We start from the raw sequence: 17,260 nt of genomic DNA, 5'->3' as shown, positions 1-17,260 counted from the left end.
AATGGCGCTTCAATAATGCCACTTCCGTCAGCACAGTAGAAGCATGACCACTGACGTGCAGCTCTCCCCCACCCCGCGCAGCACCGTCGTCCGCGGCAAGAAGAGAGCCGTCCAGGACCGCCAGGTGCTCTACGACATCCTCGACGCGGGCATGGTGTGCCACCTCGCCGTGGAGGTCGACGGGGCGCCGTTCCTCATCCCCACCGCGTACGGGCGCGACGGCAACCGCATCTTCCTGCACGGCTCGACGGGCTCGCGGTCCATCCGGAGCATGATCGAGGGCAGGCCCGTCTGCGTCGCGGTCACGCTCGTCGACGGCGTCGTCTACTCGCGGTCGGTCTTCCACCACTCGATGAACTACCGGTCGGCGATCGTCCACGGCACGGCGAAGGTCGCCGAGGACCCGGAGCACGCGCTGAAGGTCATCGTCGAACACGTCACGCCGGGCAGCTGGGACTACGCGCGGAGCCCCTCCAAGAAGGAGCTCGCGCAGACGGTCGCGCTCGAGATCGACCTGACCGAGGCGAGCGTGAAGGTGCGCGAGGGCGGGCCCGGCGAGGAGCCCTCGGACCTCGAAGCGAACCTCGTGTGGGCAGGGCACATGCCGCTCGTCACGACGTGGGGCGCGCCCGTGCCGCACGAGACGGACAGGGCCGTGCCACCGCACGTCAGCGAACGGGGCCGTTGACCGGGTCGTAGCGGTACGGGGTCATGGCGCGTGTGCCGTGGCGGTAGACGTGGATCGACACGGCCGGATCCACGCCGTCGTTGCGCACCTGGTGCACGTAACCAGGGCCCCACACCCGCGACTGTCCGGCGTGCAGCGAGTGCACGACCTGGATCTTCGTGGTGACGACCTCGGTCAGCAGGCCGCTGACGACGGTGAACGCGCCGGAGGTGTGGTCGTGGTCGTGCAGCGACGCGGTCTGGCCGGGGAGCCAGCTCATCAGCCAGATCTCCTGGTCGTCGGTCTTGTCGACCAGCGCCGAGAAGCGCTCCTCCGGGTCGTACCGGAGCAGGTGCTTCCAGCGGTCGCGGTCGGCCGCCCACGACAGGGCCACCCGGACGGGGTGCAGCAACGCGGAGTTTTCAGGCAGAACGACGCTGTTCTCGGGAACGGCGAACATCGGGGAAAAGTCCTAACCAGGCGAGTGCGCGAAAAGAGGACGCGGGACTATCGCCAGGTACAACAGCAACACGTGTTGAAGGACATGCCGGGAAGGGTCCCGAAAACGGGACCCCCCGTCAATCCAGTCCCAAGGCGTGGGACACGTCCGCGACCAGGTCGCGCGTGTCCTCGCAGCCGGCCGAGAAGCGCACGAGGCCCTCCGGCACCGGGTCGCCCCACTGCGCGCGCCGGTCCGCCGTCGAGTGCAGGCCGCCGAACGACGTCGCCGCCGACACGAACAGGGACTTCTCGATGAACGCCTCGACCGCGGCCGCGTCGGAGAGCTCGAACGTCAGCACCCCGTTGAACCGCCGCATCTGCTGCGCGGCCAGCAGGTAGGCCGGGTCCTGCTCGGCACCCGGCCAGCGCAGCCCGGAGACCTTGCCGGACAACGCCTCGTACAGCGCGGCGGCGTTGCGCGCCTGCCGTTCCAGCCGCAGGTCGAGCGTGCCGAGACCGCGCAGCACGAGCCAGGTCTCGAACGGACCGGGGATCGCGCCGCTCAACGTCCGCGCGTCGCGCAACCGGGTGGCCAGCTCCGGCGACGCGGCGGTGACGTGTCCGAAGAGGACGTCGCTGTGGCCCGCGACCGCCTTGGTGTCCGACGCCACGACGACGTCCGCGCCCAGCTCCAGCGGCCGTTGCCCGAGCGGGGTCGCGGTCGTGTTGTCCACGGCCAGCAACGCGCCCGCGTCGTGCGCCCGCGCGGCCAGTTCCGCGATGTCGCAGACGTCCAGGCCGGGGTTCGACGGCGTTTCGAGCAGGACCAGCTTCACCCCGTCGAAGGACGGGTACGGCCCGGCCGTGGGCGCCTCGACGACCCGCACGTCCATTTCGGACACGAACTTCCGGCTGAGGAAGTACCCGTCCGACGGGAGGACCAGGGTGTCCCCAGTGGACAGAACGGTCCGCAGCAGCGTCGAGATCGCCGCCATCCCCGACGGGAAGACGACGCACTCACCGCCCTCCAGCGAGCCCAGCGCCGTTTCGAGGGACCGCCACGTCGGGTTGCCGGAACGGGCGTAGGTGTCCGGACCGCCGAGGTGGAAGGCGGACGCGAACACGGGCTGCGCGCCGAACGGGTCGCCCGGGCCGCCCTGGACCGCGTGGACGACGCGCGTGCCGTCGCCGAGTTCGTCGGGGCTCACTGGCGCTCGTGCTTCCGGTCGCGGCCGAGCAGAGCGGCACCGAGGTCGCGCACGCTCAGGCCGTCGTGGCACACCTGGTGGACGCCTTCGGTGATCGGCATGTCGACGCCGTGCGCGTTCGCCAGCTCGCGGATCGACGAGCACGACTTCACGCCTTCGGCGACCTGCCCGTGCGCGGCCTCCTGCGCCTGCGCGAGGGTGTCGCCCTTGCCGAGCCGTTCACCGAAGGACCGGTTGCGCGACAAGGGCGACGCGCACGTCGCCACGAGATCGCCCAGCCCGGCGAGGCCCGCGAACGTCAGCGGGTCGGCGCCCAGGGCCGCGCCCAGGCGTGCCGTCTCGGCCAGGCCGCGCGTGATGATCGAGGCCATCGTGTTGTCGCCGTACCCCATGCCCGCCGCCATGCCGCACGCCAGCGCGATGACGTTCTTGCACGCCCCGCCCAGCTCGCAGCCGACGACGTCGGTGTTGGTGTACGGGCGGAAGTACGAGTTCGAGCACGCGTGCTGCAGGTCGACCGCGCGGTCGTGGTCCGTGCACGCGATCACCGTCGCGGTCGGCTGACCGACGGCGATCTCCTTGGCCAGGTTCGGCCCGGACACCACGGCGACCTGCGACTCGTCGACGCCGGCGACCTCGCGGATCACCTCGCTCATCCGCTTGAGCGTGCCGAGCTCGACGCCCTTGGACAGCGAGACGAGCGTGGCGTCCGGCGGCAGCAGGTCCTTCCAGCCGGACAGGTTCGCCCGCAACGTCTGCGACGGCACGGCGAGGACGACCGCGTCCGCGCCGTCGAGCGCCTTGGCCGGGTCGGAGGTGGCCGAGAGGTTGGCGGGCAGCGAGATGCCGGGCAGGTAGCCGGAGTTCACGCGCGTCCCGGTGATCTCCGAGGCGACCTCCTGGCGCCGCGCCCACAGCACGACCTCGGGGCCGGAGTCCGCGACGACCTTCGCGAAGGCCGTCCCCCACGACCCGGAGCCGAGCACCGCAACACGTTCGATCGCCATGGTTCAGGCCTTCCTCGGTCCGTAGAAGCCTTCTGGCGCCTCCTGCTGCCGGATCTCGGCCAGGTTCGCCTTGACCGCGCCCATCAGCAGGTCGGTGACCTCGCGCAGCAGGGGGAGCGTCTCCTCCTTGCCGCGGTAGGCCGAGAGGTCGACCGGCTCCCCGACGAGGTGTGTGATCGTCTTGCGCGGGAACGGCCGGAACTTCTTCTGGTAGTGGTTGTAGAGGTCCAGGGTGCCCCAGCGGGCGACCGGGATCACGGGGCCGTCGTGCTGCAGGGCGAGGCGGGCCACGCCTGTGCGCGAGTTCGCGGGCCAGCCGTCGGGGTCCTTCGTGATCGTGCCCTCCGGGTAGATCACCACGACCTGGCCGGTCGCCAGCGCCTTGTGCGCCTCGCGCAGGCTCTGCTGGGCGTCCGTGGTGCCCCGGTAGACCGGGATCTGCTTCGCGCCCTTGAGGATGCGGCCCATGACCGGCACGTTCCAGAGGCTGTGCTTCGCGAGGAAGTGCGGGACCCGGTCGTTGCGGTGCACGAACACGGCGTCGTAGCACGGGTCGAGGTGCGAGATGTGGTTCATGACCAGCAGCGCCGCGCCCTGGCGGGGGATCCGGTCCCCGTGCAGGATCCGGTGCCTGCCCAGCACGAACGACATGGGGTAGACGATCGCCGCCGCGACCCCCACCCAGAAGCCGCCCTTCTCCTTGGCCACGTGGCCTCTCCTCACTCCCGGACCTGCACTCACCTGCGCCCTGAGCACAGTAGTCGCCGGATCGTGGACTATGACGAGGTGCGGGATGAAGTGGAACTAGTGGTCCCGGTCAAGACGCTCGACCGGGCCAAGACCAGGCTGACCAGCGCGACCGGCGGCGATCCGGTGTCACACGCGGCGCTGGCGCTCGCGCTCGCCCTCGACACGGTGAGCGCGGCCCTCGCGACCCCCGGCGTCCGCCGCGTGGTGACGATCACATCCGACCCGGCCGTCGCGTCCGAGATGGCCGCGCTGGGCGTCGAGTCGGTCCCCGAGCCCGCCGAGCCCGGCCTCAACGCGGCGCTGCGGCACGGCGCGCGCACGCTCCGTTCGTCCCGCATCGGCGCGCTGCAAGCCGACCTGCCCGCTTTGAAGCCCTACGAACTGCAGGCCGCGCTGGAAGCCGCGGCCGGGCGCCGGGCGTTCGTCCCGGACCGCCAGGGCACGGGCACGACGCTGCTCCTCGCGGCCCCCGGCGGCGAGCTCGACCCGAGGTTCGGCGTCGGGTCGGCCGGGCACCACCGGCTCTCCGGTGCCGTCGCGCTGCTCGGTCCGTGGCCGTCGCTGCGCTGCGACGTGGACACGGAAGAAGACCTGCGGCTGGCGAACGCGCTCGGCCTCGGCCCCCGCACCGCGAACGCCCTGCCCGCCTGGACAACCTGAGCCGTCGCCACACGTCTACCGGGTGATCACGACTTGGGAGACTGATGCGAGCGCTCATCGCGCTGGCGGCTGTCACGGCCATCGCGGGCTGTGTCGCCGCCTATCCGATCGACCGTCCGTCCGACTACACGGCCGAGAGCAACCTCGGCACGTGCCAGGTGGCGTTGCCCCAGGACTGGAAGGACCGGCTGTCCCGCAACAGGACCGAGGTCGGCTCGCACGAGAAGGTGGTCGTCGTCGCGGCGGACTCCGACGCCGGCACGACGCTGGTGAAGACCACGCGCAACAGGACCACCGAACTGGTGCTGCACGACCACGGCAAGCGGCAGCAGGTGATGGCCGTGCAGAACAACGGGCAGCTCTTCGGCGTCGAGTTCGACGGCCGCTGGGTCACCTTCTCCACGACACCGGGCCCGGCGGACCACACCACCACGACCTACGCGTGGGACTCGCGCGACGACGGCGCGCCCGTGCAGATCGGCGACAGCGGTGCCGTGGTGCACAACGGCAGGGCCGCCTGGTCCGACAGCCTCGGCGTGCACGTCTACGACCTGGCGAAGAAGAAGGACAGGGTCGTCGGCTCCGGCAAGAGGCCGGTCTTCCTCGGTGACGCGGTCCTCTGGCAGCAGGACGGGAGGTTCCGCGCCGAGGGCGCGCTGCCCGATCCGTTGAAGGACGCGAAACCCGGTGACGGCGTGGCGTCCGACGGGCGCACGGTCGTGTGGGCGCAGGGCGAGAAGCTGCACGCCTGGCGCGAGGGCTGGACAGAGCCGCGTGAGCTGGCGGGGATCAGGACCTCGCCGAAGAACGAGGGCATCGTGTTCCCGCGGGTCAGCGGTGACTTCGTGTCGTGGCAGTCGGGGTCTTCGCACATCACAGATGTCCGCAGCCGCGCGACCGTCCACACGACCGAAGGCTCGTACTGGCTGGAGGTGCACGGCGGGGCGTTGACGCAGCAGGGGTGGCGCGTCGCGGCCGCGGCCCCGCTGGCGGAACTCTCGGCGTTGCCCGCCTGCTGACGCGCTCCCCTTCGTTCCCACCCGCTCCGCGGTTCAGTGACGAACGCCACGAAAATGTTGGTTTGGGCAACGCGCAGGGGAACCCCGGCACCTTTACATCCGTATCCCCCTACGCCAGACGACGCATCCCCCGACGTCGTCTCCCCGACGCGTTGCCCTGAGGTGTACCTGCATGAGTTCATTGACGCACGCCGACTACCTGGCGTTGCGCCGCTTTCCCGCACTCGACGGCCTGCGCGCCATCGCCGCGGTACTGGTCGTCTTCTTCCACTACGGCGGTCCCGACCGGCTCCAGGGCTGGGTCGGCGTCCAGATGTTCTTCGTCCTCAGCGGATTCCTGATCACCACGCTGATGCTGCGCGAGGAACACAGGACGGGCCGCATCGCGCTCGGTGAGTTCTACCTGCGCCGGGCCTTCCGGATCCTCCCCGTGTACTTCGTGGTCCTGCTCGTCACGGTCGTGGCGTCCGCGCTCTACGGGACGTTCGTCAGCAACGGCATCGGCCCCGCGCTGAAGTACTTCCTCACGTTCACCAACGAGTTCGCCGGCGCCAGCCCGTACGGGCAGTCGTGGTCGCTGGGCATCGAGCAGAAGTTCTACCTGGTCTGGCCCCTGGCGGCGATCGCGCTGGGCACCGTCGTGCTGCGCCGCCGCGCCGGTGCCGCCGCCCTCGGCATGCTGCTCGCGCTCGTCCTCGTGAACTTCACGACGGAGCACAGCAACCCCGGCTGGCCGTTGCACTACTTCTCGATCCTGACCGGTGTCGTGCTCGCGATCGTGTTGCACAGCCCGCGCGGGTTCGCGTTGCTGCGCCCCCTCACGAACCGGGTCGCGCAGGTCGCCGTCGCGATCGGGTTCGCCGGTGTCCACCTGAGCGTGAAGCCGATCGCCGACTTCCTGGACGGGATCGGCGGAATGCCCGGTCACGTCCTGGTCATCCCGGTGTACGCGCTCGCGACGGCGGTGCTGCTGACCGCGATGGTCGCACCGGGACCGGCGACGACGTTCCTGTCCACGAAGCCGATGCAGTTCGTCGGCGAGCGGTCCTACTCGCTGTACCTGGTGCAGACGATCGCCGCGACGATCATCGCGTTCTTCTGGCCCGCCCTGTCCGGCCTCGGTCAGTCCGTGGTGGTCACGGCGGCGGGGCTGGCGCTGGCGAGTGTCCTCTACGCGACCGTGGAGATCCCGATGATCGGCCTCGGCCGCCGAGTGGTCACCCGCCAGCGCGCGAAGGCCGCCGTCAAGGCGGCCGTGGCTCAGCAGGGTGCGCCGCAGGCTCCGACGCCGCAGTCCGAGTCGTCGCGGCTCGCGACCATCGGGCAGGCCCAGCCGTAGAACGGGTTCGGGGCGAGCGGCACGGGTTCCCGGTCGCTCTCCCTGGCCAGTTCCCTCGCGTGGTGCGCGGTGAGCGTCACGGGAGTGCCGCTCGCCTGCGCCTCGTAGGCACCCCTCTCCAGCTGCAGGATCTCGACGCCGCGCGAGATGTCCGCCACGAACACCGTGCCGCGGTGCCAGTACGGCGCCCACGAGGTCGCGGTGTCCGGCCGCCAGTACCCGATCTGGATCGGCCGGGCGGGGTTGGAGATGTCGAGGAAGCGGGTGCCCTGGTTGTACCAGGAGTAGGCCACGATCCTCTTCTGCACGTCGAAGTAGTGCGCGGAGCACGTGACGTCGCCGGGGATCGTGCCCTCCTGGTCGTCGGGGCTCCAGATGCCGACGGTCTTCATCTCCTTGGGCGTCTCGCCCCAGCCCTCACCGCCGTGCGTGCCCTGCAACGACGAGATGACGAACCGGCCCTCGGTCTTGCAGGTGGGCGAGCCGAACGCCTCTTCGGTGTGCAGGAGCAGGCTTCCCGGCGGGTTCTCCCGCGTGGGCAGCGGGCCGTCGAGCAGCGTGCGGCCGACCGGCCGGAACGAGTTGTGCGTGAACGAGGTCGGCATGTCGGCCTTCGGCACCGCGCCGCCCGCGTACGGGACGGGGTCCCACGCCTTGGCCTCGCGGTACTTGCCGGTCAACGGGTCCCGGTGCCAGCCCTGCGTCCAGTAGCCGCGGGTGCCGTCGTCGCCCGCCACCCAGGCGATGCCCTGGGCGTCGACCTGGACGTCGTGCGTGATCTTTCCTTCGCCCGCCCTGCCGCGGACGTCCACGTCGTGCGGCAGTTCCCTGGGCGTCTTCGGATCGCGGATGTCCGTGACGAAGATCCGCCCGGTCCTGGCGTCCGACCGGTCGAGCCCGGCCGTCCAGAGGAACTGGCAGTCGTTGACGCAGGTGCTGGTGTGACCGGTGTTCTGCCTGTGGAAGCTGAGGATCTTGAGGTCGGCGGGGTCCACAGCGGACACGATGTAGTTGCCGGTCGGGCGGTCGCCGGGCAGCGCGCGGCCGAACGAGTTGACCTCGCGCGCCAGGAACGCGAGCTTGCGCTTCGGATCGACGTTGATGTCCTCGTTCTCCCAGAAACGCTTGGTCGGGTCGTCGCCCGGCAGCGCCATCTCCTCCTTCGTGAGGTGATCGAGGAGCTTGGGGGTGTCGAGATCGGTGACGTCGAACGTCTTCAACCCGGTCTCCATGCTCACGAACGCCACGTCGCGCTTGCCGTACTGGGCGAACGCGATCGAGATGGCTCGTTCGGTACCGGGGAGGGACGCTTTGAGGCGAACGTTCTTGGCCGCCGCCTGCAGTCGTGGTTTGTCCACCTTCGGAGTCGTGGGTTCGGCGGAAGCCGCCGACGCCAGGCCTGCCGTGGTGAAGGCCAACAGGGTCGCCGCGGTGATCGTGGCAATAACCTTCATGGATCGACCCTGGCAGTGCGCCCGGAGAACCGTGTAGGCCCGAACGTCTGATGCCGGGCACCCGTGCCGCAGCACTAGGCTGCTGCTCCGTGCAGGCGACTGTGTCTACTTTTAACAGCGACGGTTCCGCGACCGTCCTCCGAGATGACGGCGTCCTCGTCGACGTGAGCGCGGAGGCCGTCACGGCGGGTGGCTGGCGGATGCTGCGTCCGGGCCAGCGGGTGACCCTCGAACGTAGTCCTGACGGAGCCGTTACGGCTCTTCGCATGCCTGTTCTGTGACGAGGAGTTCACCAGACGGTCGTTCTGGTTGGGGGCGCCCGCGCCGATTCTGAGACACAATGCGTGACGTGAGCACGGACGACAACGACGGCAAGGCGACCCCCTCCCGACGCCGCTCGACGGGCGGCAAGGCAGCGGCCACCCCGCGTGCGGCGACGCCGAAGAGGCAGCCCCGAGCGGCGACCAGGCGAGCGTCCAACCCGCGGAGGAAGGCGGAGCCACCCCAGGAACCGGTCGCCGCTCCCATGCGAGGGGTGCCCTCGGCCCCGCCCGCGGTGACGCCGAGTCCGCTGCCCACGGACCTCCCGGACGACCGGTACTTCAACCGTGAACTGTCCTGGTTGGACTTCAACGCCCGTGTGCTCGCCCTGGCCGAGGACTCCTCGCAGCCGTTGCTGGAGCGCGCGAAGTTCCTCGCGATCTTCGCCTCGAACCTCGACGAGTTCTACATGGTCCGGGTCGCCGGTCTGAAGCGGCGCGCGGAGACCGGGCTCACGGTGCGCAGCGCGGACGGGCTCACGCCGCTCGAGCAGCTCGTGGCGATCTCCAAGCGCTCGCAGGAACTCGTGGAGCAGCACGCCCGCGCGTTCCTCGACCACATCAGGCCCGGCCTGGAAGAGCACCGGATCAGCATCGTGACGTGGGGCGACCTCACGGACTACGACCGGCTGAGGCTCTCCAACTACTTCAGCGAGCAGGTCTTCCCCGTCCTCACACCGCTCGCGGTCGACCCGGCCCACCCGTTCCCGTACATCTCGGGGCTGTCGCTGAACCTCGCCGTGACCGTGCGGGACCCCGAGGGCGGCGGCGAGCGCTTCGCCCGCGTGAAGGTGCCGGACAACGTGCCGCGCCTGGTTCGCGTGGAGGCGGACAGGTCGTCCTCGTCCGCGACCTTCCTGCCGCTGGAGGAACTCATCGCCGCGCACCTGGGCGAGCTGTTCACCGGCATGGAGGTCATCGAGTGCCACGCGTTCCGCGTCACGCGCAACGCGGACCTCGAGGTCGAGGAGGACCGCGACGAGGACCTGTTGCAGGCGCTCGAACGCGAGCTCGCGCGGCGCCGGTTCGGTCCCCCGGTGCGCCTGGAGGTCGCCGACGACATGACCGAGCACATGCTCGAACTGTTGTTGCGGGAGATGGACGTCGACCCGCACGACGTCGTGACGGTGCCCGGCCTGCTCGACCTGTCGTGCCTGTGGCAGCTCTACGGCATCGACCGCAAGACGTTGAAGGACCCGGCGTTCGTGCCGGCGACGCACCCGGCGTTCGGGGAGCGCGAGACGCCGAAGAGCGTGTTCGCGACGCTGCGCGAGGGCGACGTCCTCGTGCACCACCCGTACGACTCGTTCTCCACGTCGGTGCAGCGCTTCATCGAACAGGCCGCGGCCGACCCGCACGTGCTCGCCATCAAGCAGACGCTGTACCGCACCTCCGGTGACTCGCCCATCGTGGACGCGCTGATCGACGCGGCCGAGGCCGGCAAGCAGGTCGTGGCGCTGGTGGAGATCAAGGCGCGGTTCGACGAGCAGGCGAACATCAAGTGGGCGCGCACGCTGGAGAAGGCGGGCGTGCACGTCGTCTACGGCCTGGTGGGCCTGAAGACGCACTGCAAGACGTCGTTGGTGGTGCGCCAGGAGGGTTCGACGATCCGGCGCTACTGCCACATCGGCACCGGCAACTACAACCCGAAGACCGCGCGGCTCTACGAGGACGTCGGCATCCTCACCGCCGAACCGACGATCGGCGCGGACCTCACGGACCTCTTCAACGTCCTCACGGGCTACGCGCGCCAGGACGAGTACCGCTCGCTCCTCGTCGCCCCCTACGGCGTCCGCAAGGGCATCGTGGACCGGATCAACGACGAGATCGAGCGCGCGCAGGCCGGTGAGCCCTCGGGTGTGCGCATCAAGGTGAACTCGCTCGTCGACGAGCAGGTCATCGACGCGCTGTACCGGGCGTCGCAGGCGGGCGTGCCCGTGGACGTGGTCGTGCGCGGCATCTGCGGCCTGAAGCCGGGCATCAAGGGGCTGTCGGAGAACATCCGGGTCCGCTCGATCCTCGGCCGGTTCCTGGAGCACTCGCGCGTCTTCCACTTCGTCGCGTCCGGCGAGTACTGGATCGGCAGCGCGGACATGATGCACCGCAACCTGGACCGCCGCGTCGAGGTGGCCGTGAAGGTCGCCGACCCGCGCCTGATGAAGCAGTTGGGCGACATGTTCGACTCGGCCCTCGACCCGCACACGCGCTGCTGGGTGCTGCGTTCTGACGGAGAATGGGAACCCTCGCCCTCGGACGGCACGTCCGTGCGGGACCATCAGATGGAACTGCTGCACAAGCACGGAGCTCTTGGGTGATCAAAGCTGCTGGGGCGGTGCTCTGGCGTGATGCCGGCGGAAACGTCGAAGTCGCGGTCGTGCACCGCCAGCGTTATGACGACTGGTCCCTGCCGAAGGGCAAACTCGACCAGGGCGAGACGATTCCCGCCTGCGCGGTGCGCGAGATCGAGGAGGAAACAGGCTTCTCGTGCGTTCTCGGCCGCCACCTGAACCAGGTCTCCTATTCGGTGAAGGGCGTGCCGAAGACCGTCGACTACTACGCCGCCGAAGCCGTTTCCGGTTCTTTCGCGGCCAACGAGGAGGTCGACGAACTGCGGTGGCTGCCGGTCACCGAGGCGTCGGCCCTGCTCACCTACGCACCGGACCGCGAGGTGCTCGACGAGTTCGCCCGCCTGCCCGCGGACCTGCTGCTGGTCCTGCTGGTGCGGCACGCGAAGGCCGGGAAGCGTTCCGAGTGGGACGACGACGATGACCTGCGCCCGCTCTCGGACGCCGGCTGGCGCCAGGCCGCGGCGCTGCGCGCCCTGCTGCCCCTGTGGGCACCCGTGCGCGTCCACACGGCGCCCAGGGTGCGTTGTGTGGACACCGTGCGGGGTGTGGCGGAGGACCTGGGCGTGGACATCGTCCAGGAGCACCGGCTGTCGGAGGAGGGCTACTGGCCCGACCCGGACGCCGGTCTCGTGCGCCTGCTGGAGGTGGCCGCTCTCGAAGGCCGTGCCGTCGTCTCCTCGCAGGGCGGCGTGATCCCGTCCGTCGTGCAGTCGCTGGCCGAAATGGGCGGGCTGAGGCTCGACGAGATCCCCTGCAAGAAGGGCAGCACGTGGGTGCTGGCCTTCACCAGGCCGTTCGGCACGTGGTCCACTTCGGACTCGCCTTCGCGCTGGCCAACGCTGGTGTCGGCGCATTACCTGGCCTCGGCACTCCCCCGTCCCTGAGGCTCTCCGCAGCCGTTCTGCGCCGCCGTCTCCCCGGCCCCGGTGAAAGTTCGCCTCTGGCAACCAAATCGGCCGGGAAGGCGGCGGTTTCGCTTGTGCCGGGGATTGTTCCGAGTCCGGCAGCGTTATTTCTATTGGAGGCAGCGGAGTTCGAAACCGGTGTCAGGCCCCACGGGTCCGACTTCCCGGCGAACTCGCCGCCGCTGCTCCGCAGCCACGGAAGAACACGAAGGCCCCGGTGTGCGCACACCGGGGCCTTTCGCGTGGTTCTGAAGTGACGCAGCCCCCCTCAGGAGGCCCGTCTCACTTCTTCTTGGCAGCCGTCTTGCGAGCAGCCGGCTTCGCAGCCGCGGTCTTCGCGGCGGGCTTGGCAGCGGCGGTCGTCTTGGCGGCGGCCGTCGTCTTGGCAGCAGCCGGCTTGGCAGCGGCCGTGGCGCGCTTGGCAGGAGCCTTCGCGGCAGCCGTCTTGGTGGCGGCGGCCTTGGTGGCGGTCGCCTTCGCGGGCGCCTTGGCAGCAGCGGTCTTCGTCGCGGCGGCCGTGGTGGTGGTGCGACGGGTCGCGGGCGCCTTGGTGGCGGCCGCGGCCGTGCGGGTGCGCGTCGTGGTCGCGCGGGTCGTCGCGGCCTTCGTCGCCGGAGCCTTGGTGGCCGCGGGCTTCGCGGCGGCAGCGGCGGCGGGCTTGGCGGCGGCCTTGGCGGCAACGGCCTTCGGCAGCTTCTTCGCACCGCTGATGACGTCCTTGAACGTCGAGCCGGGGCGGAACGCGGGCACGTTGGTCTTCTTGACCTTCACGGTCTCGCCCGTGCGCGGGTTGCGCGCGGTGCGAGCCGCACGGGCACGCTTCTCGAAGACGCCGAAGCCCGTGATGTTGACCTTCTCGCCCTTGTTGACGCTCCGCACGATGACATCAACGATGCCGTCAACAGCAGCACCCGCGGTCTTCTTGTCTCCCAGGCGCTCGGCGAGCGCCTCGATGAGCTGGGCCTTGTTCACCTTCAGTCCCTCCCAGGACGCTCACGGCCCTAGCGTCGGGCCGACTAGAACGCAACGGTAGGCCCAAATCGCGAGAAATACCAATCGCCACGCCAAAATTTTCGTTGTGGCGTGGCTAATTGCGCCCCTTCGAGGGACAGGAGGCGCCGGATTCGCCCCTCTCAAGGGGAGAATCCGGCCCCCTCTCAGACCGCCGGAAGCGGATCCGTTGTGGGCAGCCAAGTCTGGCGATTGCCCTCGAAATCGCTGATCTCGGCCTCGTGGCGCAGTGTCAAAGCGATGTCGTCGAGGCCTTCGAGAAGGCGCCAGCGGGTGTAGTCGTCGATCTCGAAGGGGGCTACCAAGTCCTTGGCGCGAACGGTCTTGTCGGTGAGGTCGACGGTGACCGGCGTGCCGGGCTCGGACTCCAGCAGTTTCCACAGCAGCTCGACATCGGACTGGCTGCACTGCGCCGCGACGAGACCCTGCTTGCCCGCGTTGCCCCGGAAGATGTCCGCGAACCGGGACGAGACGACGACGCGGAAGCCGTAGTCCATCAACGCCCAGACGGCGTGTTCCCGAGAGGACCCGGTGCCGAAGTCGGGGCCCGCGACGAGGACGCTGCCCGCCTTGAAGGGCTCCTGGTTGAGGATGAAGTGCTCGTCACCGCGCCAGGCGGCGAAGAGCCCGTCCTCGAACCCGCTGCGGGTCACGCGCTTGAGGTAGACGGCCGGGATGATCTGGTCGGTGTCCACGTTGGACCTGCGCAGCGGCACACCGACACCGGTGTGGGTGGTGAAGGCTTCCATGGTCAGTTCTCCAGGTCTGCGGGGGCCGACAGGGTGCCGCGCACGGCCGTGGCGGCGGCGACGAGCGGGGACACGAGGTGCGTCCTGCCGCCCTTGCCCTGCCTGCCCTCGAAGTTGCGGTTGGAGGTCGAGGCGCTGCGCTCGCCGGGGGCGAGCTGATCCGGGTTCATGCCAAGGCACATAGAGCAGCCGGCCTGCCGCCACTCGGCGCCCGCGTCGAGGAACACCTTGTCCAGGCCCTCGTCCTCGGCCTGCTTGCGCACCCGCATCGAACCGGGGACGACCAGCATCCGTACTCCTGAAGCGACGTGCTTGCCCTTGATGACGTCCGCCGCGGCGCGCAGGTCCTCGATGCGCCCGTTGGTGCAGGAGCCGAGGAACACCGTGTCCACGCGGATGTCGCGCAGCGGCGTGCCGGGCTCGAGGCCCATGTACGTCAGCGCCTTCTCGGCGGCCACGCGCTCGTTCTCGTCCGCGATCTTCTCGGGGTCGGGGACGTGCGCCCCCAGAGGCAGGCCCTGGCCGGGGTTCGTGCCCCACGTGACGAACGGCGTGAGCTCGTCGGCGTCGATCGTCACCTCGGCGTCGAAGGTCGCGTCGTCGTCGGTGCGCAGCGTCTTCCAGTACTCGACGGCCCTGTCCCAGTCCGCGCCGGACGGAGCGTGGTCGCGACCCGAGATGTAGTCGAAAGTCGTGTCGTCCGGTGCGATCATGCCCGCGCGGGCGCCCGCCTCGATCGACATGTTGCAGACCGTCATGCGCGCTTCCATCGACAGCGCCTCGATGGCCTCGCCGCGGTACTCGAGCACGTAGCCCTGCCCGCCGCCGGTGCCGATCTTCGCGATGACCGCGAGGATGATGTCCTTCGCCGTGACGCCCTCGCCGAGCGAGCCGGTGACGTTGATGGCCATCGTCTTGAACGGGCGCAAGGGCAACGTCTGCGTCGCCATCACGTGCTCCACCTCGGACGTGCCGATGCCGAACGCCAGCGCGCCGAACGCACCGTGGGTGCTCGTGTGGCTGTCGCCGCACACCACCGTCATGCCGGGCTGTGTGAGGCCGAGCTGCGGGCCCACGACGTGGACGATGCCCTGCTCGAAGTCGCCCATCGGGTGCAGCCGCACCCCGAACTCCGCGCAGTTGCGGCGGAGCGTCTCGACCTGCGTGCGCGACACGAGGTCGGCGATCGGCTTGTCGATGTCGACGGTCGGAACGTTGTGATCCTCGGTGGCGATCGTCAGATCGGGCCTGCGCAGCTTGCGGTTGGCAAGGCGGAGCCCGTCGAACGCCTGGGGGCTGGTGACTTCGTGGAGCAGGTGGAGGTCGATGTAGAGCAGGTCCGGCTCCGCACCACTTCCGTGGCGCACAACGTGTGCCTCCCACACCTTCTCCGCGAGCGTGCGGCTCATCGCGACATCTCCCACAGTATGGACGCGCCGACAGATCTGGACTTCTCACTGCTTGGGAAGTTAGTATCGGCTTGTGGGACAGCATAGCGGGATCGGCGTGCTGGACAAGGCAGTGGCCGTGTTGAACGCCGTAGCAAAAGATCCTTGTGGCTTGGCCGAGTTGTGCAACCGCACCGGCCTCCCCCGAGCGACAGCGCACCGCCTCGCCGTAGGCCTGGAGGTGCACAGGTTGCTGCGCCGAGGCTCCGACGGCCGCTGGCGCCCCGGCGCCGCTCTCGCGGAACTCGCCGGCGGCGCCACGGACCCGTTGCTGGACGCGGCTTCCTCGGTCCTGCCACGCCTGCGCGACATCACCGGCGAAAGCGTGCAGCTCTACCGCCGCGACGGCATGCAACGGGTCTGCGTCTCCTCGGCAGAGCCCCCATCGGGCCTGCGCGACACGGTCCCCATCGGCGCGAGGCTCCCCATGACAGCGGGCTCGGGCGCCAAAGTCCTTGCCGCGTGGTCAGACCCGGGCACCCAACGCGCCGTCCTGGCAGACGCCGTCTACGGCGAACGCACCCTCCTGGAAGTGCGCCGCCGAGGCTGGGCACAAAGCGTGGCGGAACGAGAGCCGGGCGTCGCCTCGGTCTCCGCTCCGGTACGCGACTCCACAGGCGCAGTAGTGGCAGCAGTCTCAGTCTCGGGCCCCATCGACCGCATGGGCCGCCGCCCAGGCGCCCGCTGGGCAGCAGACCTACTGGCAGCAGCCGAGGCCCTGCAAAGCCGCCTCTAAAGCACCAACGCCACACCCGGCCGCCTTCCCCACGGGGAGGGCGGCCGTTCTGCTTTCCCGCCCCGACACGCCGCCCGCCCAGGCCCGACACGCACCCCGCGTCTCAACAGGTGACCACCGGGAGGGAGGTGAGTCGCGACGAACGGAGGGGCGGAACGCCACCGCAGATGGAGGTGAGACGGGCCGGGCCGGAAGGAAGTTGGCGGGCTGGGGTGAGGCGCGGTGGGTGAGGCGCGGCGGGGCAAGGCAGGCCGGGGCAAGGCCGAGGCGGGGGTGCGGCGAGGCGCAGAGGGCGGAGGAATGAGGGGTGAGGGGCGGTGGGGAGGCCGGGCGGGCGGGGCGACCCGGGCAGGACGGGCGACGCTGGGGGCTGGGGTTGGCGTAGGCGCGGCGGAAGCGGGCCGAGCCGGGGAAGTTGGAAAGACGGGGCCAGAGAGAAGGCGAAGTGAAAAGAGCGGGAGGGCGAGCGGGCAGGAGGGCGGGCCGGACGAGGGCTGGGCAGGGCGAGCGAGCCAGGGAGTGATGCAGGGCGAGGCGCGCGACCCAACAGCGAGCGGAGCAGGAAGGAGGCGGAGCGAAATCCGGCGTGGCCGGGGCGCGTTGCGTGAGAGCGCGACGGGATGGCCGAGCAAAAGAAGGCCGCAGCGGAAGCCCAACAAAAGCGAGACCGGCGCCACAAAGATTGGGGCCGCGGAGGCGAAGCCGAAGCAGGCTTAAATGCCCTAAGAGGCGAGCATCACATAAGCGATCCCAACAATGCCCCACCCCACCGATCGAAGCGAAGGGCACAACCCACGCCGGGGGTCCGGGGGCGGCAGCCCGCCGGCTGGGGGTCTGGGGGCTCGGCCCCCGGAGGACAAAGCGAAAGAGGCCTGTCAGCGCTTTCCGCTGACAGGCCTCTCACACCTCTGTAGCCCCGAAGGGATTCGAACCCTCGCTACCGCCTTGAGAGGGCGGCGTCCTAGGCCGCTAGACGACGGGGCCCTAGAACTTCTTGCTGGAGTGAACCTTATCAGATCTCTCTGTCCGGTCCAAATCCGGCTATTCAGTTCTTTTCTTGCTCACTGCGGGTCTTGCATTTTCAGCAGCTCCGGGAGCTTACCCGAGGGCAGTTCTTCCGTTGCAGCTGGGGTACCAGGACTCGAACCTAGACTAACTGAACCAGAATCAGTCGTGCTGCCAATTACACCATACCCCA

General features: G+C 69.6%; 15 protein-coding genes and 2 tRNA genes. 7 read left to right on the top strand and 10 right to left on the bottom strand.

The genetic code is table 11. The features are described 5' to 3' along the window. Positions 1-43 precede the first annotated feature (43 nt). Positions 44-688 carry a pyridoxamine 5'-phosphate oxidase family protein gene (locus ND450_RS39810; protein ID WP_253323232.1) on the top strand — a complete coding sequence of 215 codons (645 nt, stop codon included), beginning with the start codon at positions 44-46 and terminating at the stop codon, positions 686-688. Here ND450_RS39810 and ND450_RS39805 read toward each other — a convergent pair. The 4 genes from ND450_RS39805 to ND450_RS39790 all read right to left on the bottom strand — a co-directional run bounded on the left by ND450_RS39805 (position 669) and on the right by ND450_RS39790 (position 3,974). Then, positions 669-1,127, bottom strand: coding sequence for a cysteine dioxygenase family protein (locus tag ND450_RS39805; protein ID WP_253323231.1), 459 nt, complete (start codon positions 1,125-1,127; stop codon positions 669-671). The two genes, ND450_RS39810 and ND450_RS39805, sit on opposite strands and share 20 nt — an antisense overlap. 118 nt (positions 1,128-1,245) lie before the next feature. Beyond that, positions 1,246-2,316 (bottom strand): cystathionine gamma-lyase, encoded by a 1,071-nt coding sequence (locus ND450_RS39800; protein WP_253323230.1) that lies wholly within the window; start codon positions 2,314-2,316, stop codon positions 1,246-1,248. After that, positions 2,313-3,323, bottom strand: coding sequence for an NAD(P)H-dependent glycerol-3-phosphate dehydrogenase (locus tag ND450_RS39795; RefSeq protein WP_089925662.1), 1,011 nt, complete (start codon positions 3,321-3,323; stop codon positions 2,313-2,315). The genes ND450_RS39800 and ND450_RS39795 overlap by 4 nt, the downstream gene beginning before the upstream one ends. 3 nt (positions 3,324-3,326) lie before the next feature. Beyond that, the gene (locus ND450_RS39790) at positions 3,327-3,974 is read right to left on the bottom strand and encodes a 1-acyl-sn-glycerol-3-phosphate acyltransferase (RefSeq protein WP_089925764.1); all 648 of its coding nucleotides are present in this window, start codon (positions 3,972-3,974) and stop codon (positions 3,327-3,329) included. A 147-nt stretch (positions 3,975-4,121) separates the two neighbouring features. On the opposite strand from ND450_RS39790, the gene cofC reads away from it, so the two are divergent. From cofC to ND450_RS39775, 3 genes are all read left to right on the top strand, one after another. Next, a complete protein-coding gene (gene cofC / locus ND450_RS39785) occupies positions 4,122-4,733 on the top strand; it encodes a 2-phospho-L-lactate guanylyltransferase (RefSeq protein ID WP_253323229.1) in 612 nt (203 codons plus the stop codon). Positions 4,734-4,777: 44 nt separating this feature from the next. Then, positions 4,778-5,752 (top strand): hypothetical protein, encoded by a 975-nt coding sequence (locus ND450_RS39780; protein ID WP_253323228.1) that lies wholly within the window; start codon positions 4,778-4,780, stop codon positions 5,750-5,752. Between the two features lie 172 nt (positions 5,753-5,924). Beyond that, positions 5,925-7,091: an acyltransferase gene (locus ND450_RS39775; protein WP_253323227.1), complete on the top strand. Its 1,167-nt coding sequence runs from the start codon at positions 5,925-5,927 to the stop codon at positions 7,089-7,091. Here ND450_RS39775 and ND450_RS39770 read toward each other — a convergent pair. Beyond that, positions 7,013-8,545 carry an LVIVD repeat-containing protein gene (locus ND450_RS39770; RefSeq protein ID WP_253323226.1) on the bottom strand — a complete coding sequence of 511 codons (1,533 nt, stop codon included), beginning with the start codon at positions 8,543-8,545 and terminating at the stop codon, positions 7,013-7,015. The two genes, ND450_RS39775 and ND450_RS39770, sit on opposite strands and share 79 nt — an antisense overlap. 340 nt (positions 8,546-8,885) lie before the next feature. On the opposite strand from ND450_RS39770, the gene ND450_RS39765 reads away from it, so the two are divergent. Together ND450_RS39765 and ND450_RS39760 are read left to right on the top strand one after the other, a co-directional pair. Next, positions 8,886-11,180 carry an RNA degradosome polyphosphate kinase gene (locus tag ND450_RS39765; RefSeq protein WP_253323225.1) on the top strand — a complete coding sequence of 765 codons (2,295 nt, stop codon included), beginning with the start codon at positions 8,886-8,888 and terminating at the stop codon, positions 11,178-11,180. Further along, positions 11,180-12,097: an NUDIX hydrolase gene (locus ND450_RS39760; protein WP_253328113.1), complete on the top strand. Its 918-nt coding sequence runs from the start codon at positions 11,180-11,182 to the stop codon at positions 12,095-12,097. Before ND450_RS39765 ends, ND450_RS39760 begins: the two co-directional genes overlap by 1 nt. A gap of 303 nt (positions 12,098-12,400) precedes the next feature. Here the strand turns inward: ND450_RS39760 and ND450_RS39755 are convergent, their stop codons facing one another. From ND450_RS39755 to leuC, 3 genes are all read right to left on the bottom strand, one after another. Further along, positions 12,401-13,090, bottom strand: a complete 690-nt coding sequence (locus ND450_RS39755; RefSeq protein WP_089925644.1) for an HU family DNA-binding protein — start codon at positions 13,088-13,090, stop codon at positions 12,401-12,403. A gap of 185 nt (positions 13,091-13,275) precedes the next feature. After that, positions 13,276-13,878: a 3-isopropylmalate dehydratase small subunit gene (gene leuD / locus ND450_RS39750; protein WP_253323224.1), complete on the bottom strand. Its 603-nt coding sequence runs from the start codon at positions 13,876-13,878 to the stop codon at positions 13,276-13,278. 2 nt (positions 13,879-13,880) lie between these two features. Continuing rightward, positions 13,881-15,287, bottom strand: coding sequence for a 3-isopropylmalate dehydratase large subunit (gene leuC / locus ND450_RS39745; RefSeq protein WP_253323223.1), 1,407 nt, complete (start codon positions 15,285-15,287; stop codon positions 13,881-13,883). 73 nt (positions 15,288-15,360) lie between these two features. On the opposite strand from leuC, the gene ND450_RS39740 reads away from it, so the two are divergent. Then, positions 15,361-16,062, top strand: coding sequence for an IclR family transcriptional regulator (locus ND450_RS39740; RefSeq protein ID WP_177230133.1), 702 nt, complete (start codon positions 15,361-15,363; stop codon positions 16,060-16,062). A gap of 911 nt (positions 16,063-16,973) precedes the next feature. On the opposite strand, the gene ND450_RS39735 is transcribed toward ND450_RS39740, so the two are convergent. Both ND450_RS39735 and ND450_RS39730 read right to left on the bottom strand, forming a co-directional pair. Further along, positions 16,974-17,046 (bottom strand) — tRNA-Glu (locus tag ND450_RS39735). A gap of 142 nt (positions 17,047-17,188) precedes the next feature. Beyond that, positions 17,189-17,260, bottom strand: a tRNA-Gln gene (locus ND450_RS39730).

It is taken from the genome of Lentzea sp. HUAS12 (genome assembly GCF_024125735.1).
Classification (GTDB): Bacteria; Actinomycetota; Actinomycetes; order Mycobacteriales; family Pseudonocardiaceae; genus Lentzea; species Lentzea albida.
This window is presented reverse-complemented; position numbering and strand designations above follow the sequence as displayed.

Excerpts from the sequence above, each read along its gene's own strand:
- leuC (WP_253323223.1), bottom strand. The coding sequence starts at position 15,287 with ATGAGCCGCACGCTCGCGGAGAAGGTGTGGGAGGCACACGTTGTGCGC.
- ND450_RS39790 (WP_089925764.1), bottom strand. The coding sequence starts at position 3,974 with ATGTCGTTCGTGCTGGGCAGGCACCGGATCCTGCACGGGGACCGGATC.
- ND450_RS39805 (WP_253323231.1), bottom strand. The coding sequence starts at position 1,127 with ATGTTCGCCGTTCCCGAGAACAGCGTCGTTCTGCCTGAAAACTCCGCG.
- ND450_RS39765 (WP_253323225.1), top strand. The coding sequence starts at position 8,886 with ATGCGTGACGTGAGCACGGACGACAACGACGGCAAGGCGACCCCCTCC.
- ND450_RS39810 (WP_253323232.1), top strand. The coding sequence starts at position 44 with ATGACCACTGACGTGCAGCTCTCCCCCACCCCGCGCAGCACCGTCGTC.
- ND450_RS39770 (WP_253323226.1), bottom strand. The coding sequence starts at position 8,545 with ATGAAGGTTATTGCCACGATCACCGCGGCGACCCTGTTGGCCTTCACC.
- ND450_RS39795 (WP_089925662.1), bottom strand. The coding sequence starts at position 3,323 with ATGGCGATCGAACGTGTTGCGGTGCTCGGCTCCGGGTCGTGGGGGACG.
- ND450_RS39780 (WP_253323228.1), top strand. The coding sequence starts at position 4,778 with ATGCGAGCGCTCATCGCGCTGGCGGCTGTCACGGCCATCGCGGGCTGT.
- leuD (WP_253323224.1), bottom strand. The coding sequence starts at position 13,878 with ATGGAAGCCTTCACCACCCACACCGGTGTCGGTGTGCCGCTGCGCAGG.
- ND450_RS39775 (WP_253323227.1), top strand. The coding sequence starts at position 5,925 with ATGAGTTCATTGACGCACGCCGACTACCTGGCGTTGCGCCGCTTTCCC.